Origin of the sequence: Sphingobacterium sp. SRCM116780 (assembly GCF_021442025.1) — a bacterium.
In the GTDB taxonomy this organism is placed as follows: Bacteria; Bacteroidota; Bacteroidia; order Sphingobacteriales; family Sphingobacteriaceae; genus Sphingobacterium.
Genome location: NZ_CP090446.1, coordinates 1,799,046 through 1,812,460, shown reverse-complemented (window position 1 = coordinate 1,812,460; position 13,415 = coordinate 1,799,046). Strand labels below are relative to the sequence as shown.

The 13,415-nt window shown below is 35.3% G+C and carries 14 protein-coding genes; 8 read left to right on the top strand and 6 right to left on the bottom strand.

The window, feature by feature from the left end; all coding sequences use genetic code 11:
• Positions 1-111: 111 nt before the first annotated feature.
• Both LZQ00_RS07945 and LZQ00_RS07940 read left to right on the top strand, forming a co-directional pair.
• A complete protein-coding gene (locus tag LZQ00_RS07945) occupies positions 112-717 on the top strand; it encodes an RNA polymerase sigma factor (protein WP_234514439.1) in 606 nt (201 codons plus the stop codon).
• A gap of 19 nt (positions 718-736) precedes the next feature.
• On the top strand, positions 737-2,098 hold the full coding sequence (locus LZQ00_RS07940) for a hypothetical protein (RefSeq protein WP_234514438.1): 1,362 nt from the start codon (positions 737-739) through the stop codon (positions 2,096-2,098).
• Here LZQ00_RS07940 and LZQ00_RS07935 read toward each other — a convergent pair.
• Together LZQ00_RS07935 and LZQ00_RS07930 are read right to left on the bottom strand one after the other, a co-directional pair.
• Positions 2,095-2,709, bottom strand: a complete 615-nt coding sequence (locus LZQ00_RS07935; RefSeq protein WP_234514436.1) for an HAD family hydrolase — start codon at positions 2,707-2,709, stop codon at positions 2,095-2,097. The genes LZQ00_RS07940 and LZQ00_RS07935 overlap by 4 nt on opposite strands.
• Before the next feature lie 42 nt (positions 2,710-2,751).
• The gene (locus LZQ00_RS07930; protein WP_234514435.1) at positions 2,752-3,945 is read right to left on the bottom strand and encodes a proline dehydrogenase family protein; all 1,194 of its coding nucleotides are present in this window, start codon (positions 3,943-3,945) and stop codon (positions 2,752-2,754) included.
• A 93-nt stretch (positions 3,946-4,038) separates the two neighbouring features.
• Between LZQ00_RS07930 and LZQ00_RS07925 the strand changes: the two genes are divergently transcribed.
• From LZQ00_RS07925 to LZQ00_RS07915, 3 genes are read left to right on the top strand one after another with little or no spacing between them, the layout of a single operon-like run.
• The gene (locus LZQ00_RS07925; RefSeq protein ID WP_234514433.1) at positions 4,039-4,245 is read left to right on the top strand and encodes an RNA-binding S4 domain-containing protein; all 207 of its coding nucleotides are present in this window, start codon (positions 4,039-4,041) and stop codon (positions 4,243-4,245) included.
• A gap of 47 nt (positions 4,246-4,292) precedes the next feature.
• Positions 4,293-5,363 carry a 3-dehydroquinate synthase gene (gene aroB, locus LZQ00_RS07920; RefSeq protein ID WP_234514431.1) on the top strand — a complete coding sequence of 357 codons (1,071 nt, stop codon included), beginning with the start codon at positions 4,293-4,295 and terminating at the stop codon, positions 5,361-5,363.
• Positions 5,364-5,373: 10 nt separating this feature from the next.
• Positions 5,374-6,093, top strand: a complete 720-nt coding sequence (locus tag LZQ00_RS07915; RefSeq protein ID WP_234514429.1) for a ThuA domain-containing protein — start codon at positions 5,374-5,376, stop codon at positions 6,091-6,093.
• A gap of 36 nt (positions 6,094-6,129) precedes the next feature.
• On the opposite strand, the gene LZQ00_RS07910 is transcribed toward LZQ00_RS07915, so the two are convergent.
• Positions 6,130-8,025: a TonB-dependent receptor plug domain-containing protein gene (locus LZQ00_RS07910; RefSeq protein ID WP_234514428.1), complete on the bottom strand. Its 1,896-nt coding sequence runs from the start codon at positions 8,023-8,025 to the stop codon at positions 6,130-6,132.
• A 90-nt stretch (positions 8,026-8,115) separates the two neighbouring features.
• Positions 8,116-9,057, bottom strand: coding sequence for a zinc dependent phospholipase C family protein (locus tag LZQ00_RS07905; RefSeq protein ID WP_234514426.1), 942 nt, complete (start codon positions 9,055-9,057; stop codon positions 8,116-8,118).
• Between the two features lie 145 nt (positions 9,058-9,202).
• Between LZQ00_RS07905 and LZQ00_RS07900 the strand changes: the two genes are divergently transcribed.
• The 3 genes from LZQ00_RS07900 to LZQ00_RS07890 are packed head-to-tail and all read left to right on the top strand — an operon-like array spanning position 9,203 to position 11,799.
• Positions 9,203-10,189 (top strand): glycosyltransferase family protein, encoded by a 987-nt coding sequence (locus LZQ00_RS07900; RefSeq protein ID WP_234514424.1) that lies wholly within the window; start codon positions 9,203-9,205, stop codon positions 10,187-10,189.
• A 7-nt stretch (positions 10,190-10,196) separates the two neighbouring features.
• Positions 10,197-10,907 carry an FKBP-type peptidyl-prolyl cis-trans isomerase gene (locus LZQ00_RS07895; RefSeq protein ID WP_234514422.1) on the top strand — a complete coding sequence of 237 codons (711 nt, stop codon included), beginning with the start codon at positions 10,197-10,199 and terminating at the stop codon, positions 10,905-10,907.
• Positions 10,894-11,799 (top strand): aldo/keto reductase, encoded by a 906-nt coding sequence (locus LZQ00_RS07890; RefSeq protein ID WP_234514421.1) that lies wholly within the window; start codon positions 10,894-10,896, stop codon positions 11,797-11,799. The genes LZQ00_RS07895 and LZQ00_RS07890 overlap by 14 nt, the downstream gene beginning before the upstream one ends.
• Before the next feature lie 3 nt (positions 11,800-11,802).
• Here LZQ00_RS07890 and kdsB read toward each other — a convergent pair whose 3' ends face one another.
• The gene (gene kdsB / locus LZQ00_RS07885) at positions 11,803-12,546 is read right to left on the bottom strand and encodes a 3-deoxy-manno-octulosonate cytidylyltransferase (RefSeq protein ID WP_234514419.1); all 744 of its coding nucleotides are present in this window, start codon (positions 12,544-12,546) and stop codon (positions 11,803-11,805) included.
• Between the two features lie 252 nt (positions 12,547-12,798).
• Positions 12,799-13,413, bottom strand: a complete 615-nt coding sequence (locus tag LZQ00_RS07880) for a deoxynucleoside kinase (RefSeq protein WP_234514417.1) — start codon at positions 13,411-13,413, stop codon at positions 12,799-12,801.
• Between the last annotated feature and the right edge of the window lie 2 nt (positions 13,414-13,415).

Here is a 13,415-nt window from a genome sequence, read left to right as displayed (position 1 = left end):
GACAACGTACTTGATCAATAGCATGATAAAATTAGAAAAAAGACTTTCCTAATCTTAGTTTAGAAAGTATTATTTTAGATAAAGATTGGGAATTAATATTAGTCTTATTGAGTGAGCGTTATTCAAACATATTTTAAAAAACAAAAACAACAAACACTTAAACGTGCGCTGGAAGAATGTTTACAAAATCGTGAGCAAGGGAAAGCTTTTGTCTATAAAAAATATTATGGCTACTTAATGGCTATCATTATTCGCTATGTTAAATCTGATGTCGATGCCGAAGAACTAACAAATGAATCATTTATTCGCGTTTTTAAACGATTAGATTCTTTTAATAGTCAAGTAGAGGAGGATGTTTTAGAAAAATCATTTCGTGCCTGGATAGGTAGAATTGCCGCTAATATTTCGATTGACTTTTTACGTTCAAAAAAACATATGACATCTTTAGAGGATGTTAATGAAGGTGATCTACAGGTTCCGATGATTTATAATTCAAGCAGTTTAGAGGTTAGTGATATTCTAAAATTGTTACATGCATTGCCCGAACTACAGCGTGTTATCTTCAATCTATATGAGATAGAAGGTTTTTCACATGATGAAATAGCAAAACAACTGAATATACCCGATAGTACTTCTCGTACTTATCTGACGAGAGCCAAGCAAAAGTTAAGGACGCTTTATTTGGAACAAAATACGATAAGACAAGAATTTAAATAAATAGAAGTAGTAAAGTACAATGGCAAACGAAAAAAATAGGGAATTGATAGACAATATTGTCGACAAACTGAAAGCTCATGAGCTTCCTTATCAGGAAGGTTCGTGGGAAAGATTTGCGTCAAAAAATAACCCTTTTGTCGGAAATAAAAAATCAAACTGGAAATACTGGAGTGCCGCCGCAGCTGTATTGCTGATCTCGGGTGCTTCGTTTTTCTACCTGAATCATGGAAATGATCCATTGGATTTACCTGTTCAAACGGCATCAACTGTTGATGTGAAATCACTAAATGTAAAAGTAGAACCAATAACAACAGATATCGATACTTCAACATCAGTACCTGAAAACTCTTTTTTAGGTGATATTGCAATTGCTGCGATCGCTAAACAAGCTGATCAGGAGATTTTACAAGGGGATCAGACTGAGCATTTGACGAATACAGATGTTTTGTCCTTAGAACATCTGGTAAGTCCTCGTATCAATCCTAATTTTAGCTTAAGTGATAAAAATAAACAGATAACTGTTGGTAATGTAACCGTTCCGAATAATGTTGTTTCAACTAAAAAAGAAATAATCAACCCCAATCATACAGCGCTTAATGAAACCGTTAAGAAAGAAAATCAAACGATGATGTCTGTAGGTGAACAGTTAGCGCGATTAGGTTCTCTTTATCCTTCAAAATCTGAGAAACATGATTTTGCTTCGGCTTTGAAAAAATGGGAGGTCGGCGCTTTTGTTGCACCTGCTTCTACAGCTGACAAAATTGGATTGGGTGGTGGTTTAAGCTTGGCTTACCAAGTGAGCGATAAGGTGAGTATTCGATCTGGTGTATCGATGCAAGAATATGGGGCAGGAGCAAATAGACAAACGAATCCAGGTGCTGTACAGTCAGCTAGTTTGGCTTACAATGATGCGATTGCACAGAATACAGTACCAAAAAATAATGAATCACTTTTATTAGCTAAACAAACAGTAGATAAAGATTTAAGTGGGGTAAGTAATAAATTGTTGACGGTTGACATACCCGTTGATGTACGTTATCATGTTACAAAATCATTGTATACATCAGTGGGTGTATCTTATGTGGGGGTGGTAAACCAGACACAAGATAACTATTTTGTTGACGGAATTAACGAAGATTCATTTGTCAATAATAAATCTGTAGTTTCATCTCCTGAAACTGTGAAGCAGTCTTTTAAAGGAAACTCTGTCAGCACCGATAAGTTTAACGGTTTTGTCAACTTCTCCATTGGAAAGAAGATAGGAGTAGGATCAAAATTATCAATCGCTGTAGAACCATTTGTTAAACTTCCCATTGGAGGTCTCAAATCTACCGATCTTAATTATACCAATGGCGGATTAAAAATTGTTACCAGTTTTTAATCTAGCAGATCAATACGTACAGATCCCATTCCTGCTGCGGTAGCTCCTTGCACACCCGGTTCGCCATCTTCGTATACCAAACATTTTGATGGTTCGATTTGCAATCTTTCTGCTGCTAATAAAAATGGTTCAGGAGAAGGTTTACCATTGAGAGTGTCACCTGCACATACCAAGGTTTCTAATTTATCAAGCACATCAATCACAGTTAGCGTAATGGTTAATGTTGATCGGGTACCACCTGATACAGCTGCAATACGTTTTTTTCCTATTTGAAATTTTAGGTGCTCAACAACATAATCAATAGGCTGCGTTTGTTGAACAAAACGTTCGATAAAGATGGTAGATTTTCGTTTCGAAAATTCTACTACATCAAAAGTTTTTTGATAGCGAATTCCGATTTCTTGAGCCACAGCCACAGTAGGCCAGCCTGCAGTTTCATCAATCAAACGATCATCTAAAGTAACACCATATTCAGCTGCAGTAGCTACATAAGCCGCTTTATGCGCATGCATATTATCGGCTAAAGTTCCATCAACATCAAACAACAAAGCATCATATGATGCTGCTATTTCATTTAGTTTATTAAATTTTTCTATTGATTCGGGTGACATATACGAGGTTATAGGGAGTGTTTTTTTGTAAAAAAGCTAATCTTATCGACTAGCTTTTCTTCTTCGTTTTTCTTTCATGATTAATCCCAGCTCTCGTCCAGTTTGTCCTGCTACTGAAGTATTTTCTTGAGCGCGACGGAATAAGTACGGCATAACAGCTTTTATTGGACCATAAGGCATATATTTTGCCACATTATAATAAGATGCTGAAAGATTAAAAGTTAAATTATCTGACATCCCTAATAATTGAGCAAAGAATATACGATCACTTCTATGGTCAATACCACGTCTATCCAACTCATTTGCCAACAATAAACTACTCGCCTCATTATGTGTACCGGCCATAAAACCAAAACGATCAAGATGATCTAAAATGAAGTGAATAGCAGCATCATAATCCGCATCTGTAGCTTCTTTAGTTGGTTGAATAGGATCTGGGTACCCTTTTTCTGCTGCACGCTGTCTTTCTATTTCCATGTAAGCACCACGGACGATTTTAGCACCTATAAAGAAATTTTGTGTATTGGCGTAAGCTAAATCTGCTTTTAATGAAGCTAACTTGTCGTGGCGATATAATTGATACGTATTATAGACAATAGGCTGTTCTTTATTGTACTTTTCCATCATCTCACGTGCAATGTCATCAATGGCATCTTGGATCCAAGAGTGCTCCGCATCGATTAATACTTTAACATTTGCCTCATAACATGCTTGACAGATCTGATCACAACGATCATACATTCTATTATATTCCGCTTGCTCAGACTCCGTTAATACTTCTTTCGCATTTACTTTTTCAAACAATTCAAAACGACCTAAGCCAGTTGGTTTGAACACAGAGAAAGGAATGTATTTATTAGTTTTTGCCGCTACTACAGTTCGCAGTGTTTCTTTGAACGTCGCATCAAACGCAGCTTCTGTTTCTTCCCCTTCTACCGAATAATCTAAGATTGTACCGACATGATTCTCTCCTAAGTGATTAATTGCTTCTGAACAGCCCTCAATGGTTTCACCTCCACAAAATTGTTTAAAGATTGTTGATTTGATGATTCCTTGAATAGGTAGTCCGATATTAAGTGCAAAATTAGTGATAGGAGGACCTACTTTTACTAAAAAATTGCTCGCTATTACTTTGTAAAGTAGATAAGCACGATCTAAATCTTTATCGGTTTTACTTTTGAATGCAATTTCTGTATTATCAAAAGAAAGTTTTCTGGGTTCCGAAATCTGTGTCATTATTATATTATAATCCTCACAAATGTAGTAAATTCCAAAATATTAAAACTTATTGATTAGGAGATTGCTAAAATATTAACTTATTTTTGCGGCATGCAAACATTCAAAATAGAAGGAGAGTATATTCAATTAATTCAATTACTTAAAGCTTTAAATTGGGTAGAACATGGCGCTATGGCTCAACAGGTTGTATCCGAAGGGATGGTGCTTTATAATGGTCAGGTTGATTATCGTAAAAGGCTAAAACTAAGACCCAATGATGTGGTTGAATTTGAAGGTCAACAAGTAAAATTGGTATAATATTTAACAAAATTTGTTTATTAAAAATATAAACTGAAACAATAAAAATGCAGGTTATTGAAAGTTTGGGCTATCAGGTAGTCTTTGAAGACTCTTTAGACTCTTTAAAAACATTTATAGAAGAAAGAAATTACTCTAAAATCTTTGTGTTGGTGGATGAAAACACCAATGATCATTGTTTACCGATTATTCAACCTCTTTTAGCTGATTTGGGTAATTACGATATCATAGCGGTTGATTCTGGAGAAGAAAATAAAAATATCGATTTTTGTATTGGTGTATGGAAAACCATGCTTGATTTTGGAGCAGATCGCCATAGTTTAATGATCAATTTAGGGGGAGGAGTAGTGACCGATATGGGTGGTTTTGCGGCTTCTACGTTTAAGAGAGGAATTGATTTTATTCAAATTCCAACTACCTTATTATCACAAGTAGATGCATCCGTAGGTGGTAAAACAGGCATTGATTTAGACAATTTTAAGAATATCATTGGTACGTTTACGCAACCTCAGGCTGTTTTCATCAGTAGTGAATTTTTGAAAACATTAGAAAGAAGACAGCTTGTCTCTGGTTTCGCAGAAGTGATTAAGCATGGCTTAATATTCGACGCAGCTTATTATCAAACGATTAAAAATCTAGATGCTTCTGCCATCAATACGGATTATGTGAGCCATTCTGTTGGTATTAAAAATACGGTCATTACACAAGATCCTACCGAAAAGGGTTTACGCAAAATATTGAATTTTGGACATACCATTGGTCATGCGATTGAAGGATACTCATTATTGAACGATAAAAACTCATTATTGCATGGTGAAGCGATCGCTATAGGGATGATCTGTGAAGGTTACTTATCGCATAAATTGAACGGTTTATCGCTAGATGAACTAAATGATTTGATTGCTACGTTTAGAAAAAACTTTACCGATTATCATTTTGATGAATCCATTGATCTTGAATTGTTGAGTTTGATGAATAATGATAAGAAGAATCATTCCAATCAGATTGGATTCGCCTTATTAAATAAAATCGGTGCATGTGACTATGATATTTATGTGACAGAAGATTTAATTATTGAAAGTTTAGATTTTTATCGTAATTTAATCTCACAATCTTAAACTCTTGGTTATGACTATTCTCGTTAGAAAAATAATATTCCTTTTGTTGGTACTTTGTACCATACAAGGGTATGCACAACATCGAATTCTTATTTTTTCTAAAACGACCGGATTTAGACATGCGAGCATAGAGCATGGCACTGAGGTGATAAAAGCATTAGCTTCGTCAGCAAATATAGCGTCTGATCATACTGAAGATAGCCGTCTGTTTACAGATAGTACACTTTCGAAATATGATGCAGTGGTGTTTTTAAGTACAACAGGGGATATTTTAAACGAAAATGAAAAGACTTCTTTTGTTCGCTTTATTCAATCGGGTAATGGCTTTGTCGGTATTCATGCCGCAAGTGATACGGAATATAACTGGCCTTGGTATGGTCAACTGGTTGGAGGTTACTTTGCATCACATCCCGCAGTACAAGATGCTAAAATTCAGGTGAAGAACCGTAAGCATCTTTCCACCAAACATTTACCTCAGGTTTGGTTTCATCGGGATGAATGGTACAATTATAAATCCGTGAAAAAGGGGCTTCATGTATTGATGAACTTGGATGAAACAAGTTATAAAGATGGAAAGATGGGAAAATTTCATCCTATAGCCTGGTATCAGGATTTTGATGGAGGACGTTCATTTTATACCGGACTCGGTCATACAAGCGAATCCTTTGACGAGGAGAATTTTCAAAAGCATATTTTAGGGGGTATCTTATATGCCATTAAAAAGAAATAAGGAAAGGTCAGCTTATCAGCTGACCTTTTTTATTTCTTAATAACCCATACTGTATTTTATTCCCATCGTATACCAAGTGCCTGGCATGGGTACTGCACCCGCTTCAATGTATTTGACATTGAATAAGTTCTGCGCATCTACATATAAATTGAGTTTAGCTATGTTATGGGAAAGTCGAATATCGGAGATAAAATAAGACTTATAAGATATACGTTCATTGAAACGGTTAGCTGTTGTTAAACTCCATTCCTTGTGTGAAACAGTAAAGTTCACATTTGCTTGGTGTCTCAGGCTTTCAATCGCATATTTAGAAGCATTCCCCATAGTCGCATCTTTTACTTTTGGATGCAGGTAATTATAGCCTAAAGTGGTGTAATACTTGGTGGTAGCTACTGGATCATTAAGATCCAGACGGAAATTAAAATTAAAACCTTGTACTTCATTTTTATCCATATTTTGCGGTTGCCAAGGTTCTGTATTCACCTCACGTGTCCAATCGATAAAATCATTGATGGTTCGATAGAAATAACCTGCGTGGGCGATGATATGTGCATCAGCATATTTTACAGCTCCTTCGACCTGTCTTGCGCGTTCAGAAGTTAATGCTGGATTACCAATATTCGCAGGTCTTTGATTCAAATATAAGTCCGTAAATGAAGGTATTCTTTGGCTAGAACCAGCATTGAAAACCAATTTCCATTGATTATTGATCTCATATCCTAAATCTATTCCTGGGAAAACTTGCCAACTATAGTCACTATTATAATTGACATAAGTACCGATGTTGATTAATAGGTTTTTAATCATTTCTGTCTTGAATTCGAAATATCCACCGTAATTCTCACGGCTATGACGTCCAATATTCGAGCTGTTAATGTTTTCAAATCGACTTTCAACCCCAATACCAAAAGAACCATAATCTTGTTCATATACCGCATTCAGTTCGGTCATAAAAGCATTATTATAATGTTTACTTCTCGCTTTCGTTAAGTCATGTCTTAAATAACGGTAATCATCCTCATTGTATCGATTGGAAATCCGTGGAGATAGCGTGAAGCGCTTTCCCAATTGATGTTTAGACTGTAGGGTTGCAAAGGCAGTTTTCACTAACTCATACGATTCTTTATCTCCAGGAGCTGCATAAAAGCCATTCGCTCCAAATTGATTGTCGATGTATCCAACAGCAGTAGAAACTTCATTATTACTGTTCGGAGTATAGTTTCCTTGGTAATAAATTTTATTGTTTTTTGAAGCGGTATTATAACGTTGTCCATTTGAATCTTCATGACCTAGGTAAAGCTGTTGGCCAAAATGTCCCATTTTATTTGCAAATCCAAGTTGGATTCCCTTACCGTAATATTTTCCATGCTGTGCATCTTCACTTTTTTCAAATGAGCTACCCGCATAGACCTGAGCACTTATGAGATTACTCTCAGCAGTTTTTGTGACGATATTAATGGCACCCGTTAAACTATTGATTCCATAGATGCGAGATGCAGGCCCTTTAATAATTTCTATTCTTTCAATGGCATCTGTAGGAATTGGAAGATTTAAGGAGTGATGAGCTGTCTGTGGATCTGATATTTTCGCTCCATTCAACAGGATTAACGTTTGTTCGAAAGTACCACCATCAATATTGACGTCTGCCTGAGACCCAAAAGGACCTCTTTGACGAATATCAACGCCACTGATATAGGCTAAAAGTTCATTGATCGATCGAGCAGGAAATCGCTTGATATCCTCTTTCGTTATAATTTGAATATTTCTAGTTTGCTTGGAAAAAGGAATCTGCAAACGATTCTGATTAATAATAACTTCATTGAGATTAGTGGTATCTCTTAAGGAGTATGCTTGAGCATTTGCTATTTGACTAAAAGCATAAGAAGATCCCAGCAATAAAGAAAAAGTTAATAAGGTAGTTTTTTTATTCATTTGGCTTTTCTTAATTTTTTTTGACAAAAATAGCTTCAGCTGTTCTTACTTCAGGGTACCACTTTTTATATATAACATAGTCCGGTTTGTTTACCATTCTTCTCGACCCATATTTTTTTTGTTATCGGTATTAATGGTGGTCTCTTCTAATTTATTGGTTGATAAATTTTTGAGTTCGGGTTGACCTGCTTCCACCCAAGCAGAATACCAAAAGGAACCTACCTGTTGTATGGCATTTGCCATTCTTTTCTCCACCATTCCATTAAGTGCGAGGTGATATGCCTTCGCATAATCATCAGAATACGTTCTGATAAGCACATTATTTCGTTCTATAAAAGCATATTTCTCATGTTTTGAAAAAGAGGCAGATAGTTCTTTCTCCATCATTAATACGGAATCCACTAAGCTATTGCTCTGTTTCACAATTGCCCAGGCTTCACGAAGGGGATCTGTAATAAAATGCGATCTGCCTTTTATAAATTTGTAATGATTGGCAAACATTTCTGGTAGTCTGCTTTCCCAAAAGGCATGTATGCCAATTTGATTGGTCAATTGTCCATTATAATTTTTTGTTGTATGTAAGGGAACATGCGCATCTCCAATGTAATGACCCAAATCCGCTGAATATCGGATGATCTGACGAAGATCTTTATTTTTAAATGCTTTAACGAGCTTATTATAGGTAAATGATATTTGCCAAGGAACAATTCCATTTAATAATAACTGTTTTTCCTGATATTTCTGTTTGGCTTTTGTCCAGTGTATGGGGATAGAGTCAATGGAAGGCTCTTCGTAGTCGTCAATGTCGATATAATGACGAGGAGATTCTAAACTATCGATATAACATCTTTTATCTGGATCTACTGCTTTTTCACTGATGAGGTAGATATTTTTTTTATAAAATGAGGCTAATGCTGGCGGAAGTGTATATATGGCATATTCATTGATTTTTTTATGGGCAAAAAATCCCCATGACGTGCATACTATAAAAATAGTCACTATGGTGATAGTGACCGATAATCTTTTCATCATAAAATAATTGGTTAATTAAAAGTAAGTTACCGATTATAATTTAAATTTAGATAAAGAGATATGACATAGTGGAGAATACGTAACATAAATTTAACACTGTTTGTCATCAAAAATTTTTATTTTGGCCTAAATAATCGCGCAGTTTATGAAAATACTTTATGCGGTACAAGGAACAGGCAATGGCCACCTCAGTCGAGCGATGGATATTGTTCCTTGTTTACGCAATTTGGGAGAGGTAGATGTTTTGGTCAGTGGCATTCAAGCCGATTTGGTTTTACCATTTGAAGTGAAATATCGGTTACATGGTTTAAGTTTTATTTTTGGGAAATCTGGAGGGGTAGATCTTTGGAAAACATTTCTGAGTTCTACTGTTCGTAAATTTACACAAGAGATTAAATCACTTCCTATTGAAGAATATGATTTAATTATCAATGATTTTGAACCCATATCTGCTTGGGCTGCTCATATGAAAGATGTAAATTGCATTGGGTTGAGCCATCAAATAGCAGCATTAGACGCTTCAAGTCCTAAGCCCGAAGAGACTGAAATGTTAGGGAAATTCATCATGAAAAATTACGCACCTTCTACACATGCCTATGGTTTTCATTTCAAAAGCTATAACAAAAATATTTTCACACCTGTTATACGAAATTCAGTTCGGGAATTAGAAATTCAAGACCGCGGACATTATACCGTTTATTTACCCGCGTATGATGATGCGCATCTATTGAAACACCTCATGAAGTTTCCAGATGTTAAATGGGAAGTTTTTAGCAAGCATAATTCTAAAGCTTTTGATATGAAAAATGTCACCATTCAGCCTATAAATAATGATGCATTTATTCACAGTATGGCCAGTTCTTCTGGAGTGCTTTGCGGTGCAGGTTTTGAAACTCCTGCAGAAGCATTGTTTCTACAGAAAAAATTATTGGTTGTTCCGATGAAAAATCAATACGAACAATATTTGAATGCTGCTGCCTTAGAGGAAATGGGTGTTTCTGTTATTTCTAGTTTAAAACAAAAAAATATGTTGTCTATAGAAGCTTGGTTGAACAGTAGATCAAAAGTTGTTGTCGATTATAAAAATAATACACAAGAAATTATTACTAATATTGTAAATAAACATAGTTAAATATTTTATGAAATATATTGCTCTAGCAATCTTGTCTTTGGCTACATTATCTGTATCTGCTCAACAAAAAAAGAAAACAGTTAAAAAAACGACAACGGTAAAAACATTATTATCGACAAAAGCAGATTCTGTGTCGTATGCTTTCGGTCGTGATATCGGTGGTTCTTTAAAAAGTCTAGGAATCACAAATTGGAATCAGGAATTAATTGGAAAAGCATTGATCAGTGCACTTAATGACCAGAATTCTTTGATCGAAGAAGATAAATTGAAGGGTATTATACAGCAAGCTGTTACTGAAGTTAAAGAACAGAAAGAAAAAGAAAACCTTGCAAAAGAGCAAGCTTTTTTTACTGAAAACGCGAAAAAACCAACGGTTAAAAGTACGCCAGAAGGGCTTCAATATGAAGTTTTAGTGGCTGGTACAGGAGATAAGCCTAATCCTGAAAACGAAGTAACGGTTCATTATACTGGAACATTATTGGATGGTAAAAAATTTGATAGTTCTTATGACCGCAATGAGCCTTTGAAAATGAAATTGGATCGGGTGATTGAGGGTTGGAAAATTGGAGTTCCACTCATGTCTAAAGGGGCTAAGTACCGCTTTTATATTCCAAGTCGTTTGGGTTATGGAAGCCGTGACATGGGAGCTATTCCTCCGAATAGTATCTTAATCTTCGATATTGAGTTAGTGGATTTTGTAAAAAATGCAGCGGAATAAATTAGGTAAATCTACCATAGAAGTTTCCTCCATTGGTTTGGGTTGTATGTCTCTGAAAGGCAACAAGCATAAACAGGGGTTGGATATCATTCATAAAGCTATTGATAGCGGTATCAATTTTTTTGATACCGCTGACTTATATGAAAAAGGTTTCAATGAGATGCTCGTTGGAGAAGCGATATATGGATGTAGAAAACAGCTGGTTCTGTCTACGAAGGTAGGAAATAGCTGGCGAGCAGACGGAAATGGTTGGGATTGGAAAGCTTCTAAAAACTACATTATAAAAACCGTCGAGTCTTCCTTATCGCGATTAAAGACAGATTATATTGATTTGTATCAACTTCATGGCGGCACTATAGAAGATCCAATCGATGAGATTATAGAAGCTTTTGAACTATTGGTTCATGCAGGTAAAATCAGAGCTTATGGAATATCCTCTATACGTCCTCAAGTAATCCGTGAATATGTGCAGAAATCCAATATCAGCGCCGTAATGATGCAATATAGTCTATTAGATAGGCGTCTGGAAGAGGAAATGGGAAACTATTTATTGGAAAATCAAATTTCTATTTTAGCTAGGGGAGCAGTAGCAAAAGGAATGCTGATCAATAAACCTGCAGAAAAATTTCTACAATATACTTCTAGTGAGGTTCAGCATATTATACGTAATCTGAATACTTTTGCAAGTCAGCATCAATTTAAAAATCTAACGGCTGCGATTTCTTTTGTCCTTTCTAATGAAACGGTTGCTGCTATACTTTTGGGGATAAATACACCATTGCAAATGTCTGAACTTTTAAATGTGAAAGATCAGGTGCGCCAATTGACAGGAGTAGAAAAAAAAGAATTGTTAAACGGTGTTCGAGAATTATTTTTCACTGAACACCGATAATCATTATTTTGTGAAATAAGTTTGCATGATACGTTCCAAATCTTCTTTGGTATCTACCGCAATTGTTTCATGTTCTGTCTCGGCAGTTTGAATAGCATATCCATTTTCAATCCAACGCAACTGTTCCAATGCCTCAACTTCTTCCAATGTTGATATGGGTAATTGTGTTAGTTTTTCTAAAATAGCCGTTCTATAACCATAGATGCCGATATGTTTGAAGTAAGTTTGTTTCGATAACCATTCTTTTTGTTCGACTCCTCTTAAGTAAGGGATAGTTTGTCTAGAAAAATAAATGGCTTCTCCACGAATGTTACGAACTACTTTTGGGATATTGACATTGAATAATTCATCTTCGGTATGGATTTTCTTAACTAAAGTTGCTATTTGAGTCTGTTCTTGATTAAAACAAGAGGCTAATAATTCAATTTGTAATGGATTGATAAAGGGTTCATCTCCTTGGATATTGATAGCAATATCAAACCCAGTTACTTTAGAGACAACTTCTGCACATCGATCTGTTCCCGACTGATGCGAAGAGGAAGTCATAACTACGTTTCCAGCGAAACTTCGAACATGTTCTTCAATCCTGCTATCATCTGTCGCGACAATAACTTCATTTAAACAACCTGTATTTTTAACTTGTTCATATACGCGTTGGATCATAGATTTACCAGCAATGTCAACCAAAGGTTTTCCTGGAAATCTGGAAGAAGCATAGCGAGCGGGGATGATACCTATTATTTTCATCAGTATATATATTTTATTTAGGTCTGTAATTTTTCAAACTAGCTTACTACATACCGTTTGTTTCTTTAATGATAACGAAGCTATTGTAAGGAAATTTCACATTTTTAGTGAAAGAATTCATTTGGTGGCATTACGTTCGGTTCGTTATCGCTTTTGAGTATCATACTTATGATCATCTCCTCATAAGCGTTTTAAAAAGAAAGCCAGTTTTAATAAAAAAAGCTGGCTTTCGGATCTTATACATTTTTCGGATTAAAACAATCCAAATAATTGTGATTCAATTTTCTCAATGATGGTACCTAGATCTTCCGGTTTATTCGTGAAATCCAAATTATCTTTATCTAACACCAATAATTTACCGTCTTTGTAATTATCGATCCATTTATCATATTTCTCATTCAATTTGGATAAATAATCCAATCGGATTCCCGATTCATAATCACGTCCTCTTACTTGAATATTATTGACAAGTGTCGGAACTGAGGCTTTTAGATAAATTAATAAATCCGGAGGTTTGATATAATGGATGATACTTTGAAAAATATTACTATAATTTTCAAAATCCCGAGCACTCATCAATCCCATATCATACAAGTTTTCTGCAAAGATGTATGCATCTTCATAGATTGTACGATCTTGGATCATATCAATATTTGTTTGTTGCAATTCAACAATTTGTCTAAAGCGGCTGTTTAAGAAGAAAATCTGCAAATTGAATGACCAACGTTTCATATCAGCATAAAAGTCTTCTAAATAAGGGTTGTTTTCCACAGCTTCAAACTGAGGCTCATATTTAAAATGGTTCGCTAATAATTTCGTTAAAGTTGTTTTTCCAGCACCAATATTTCCTACAATAGCAATATGCATAT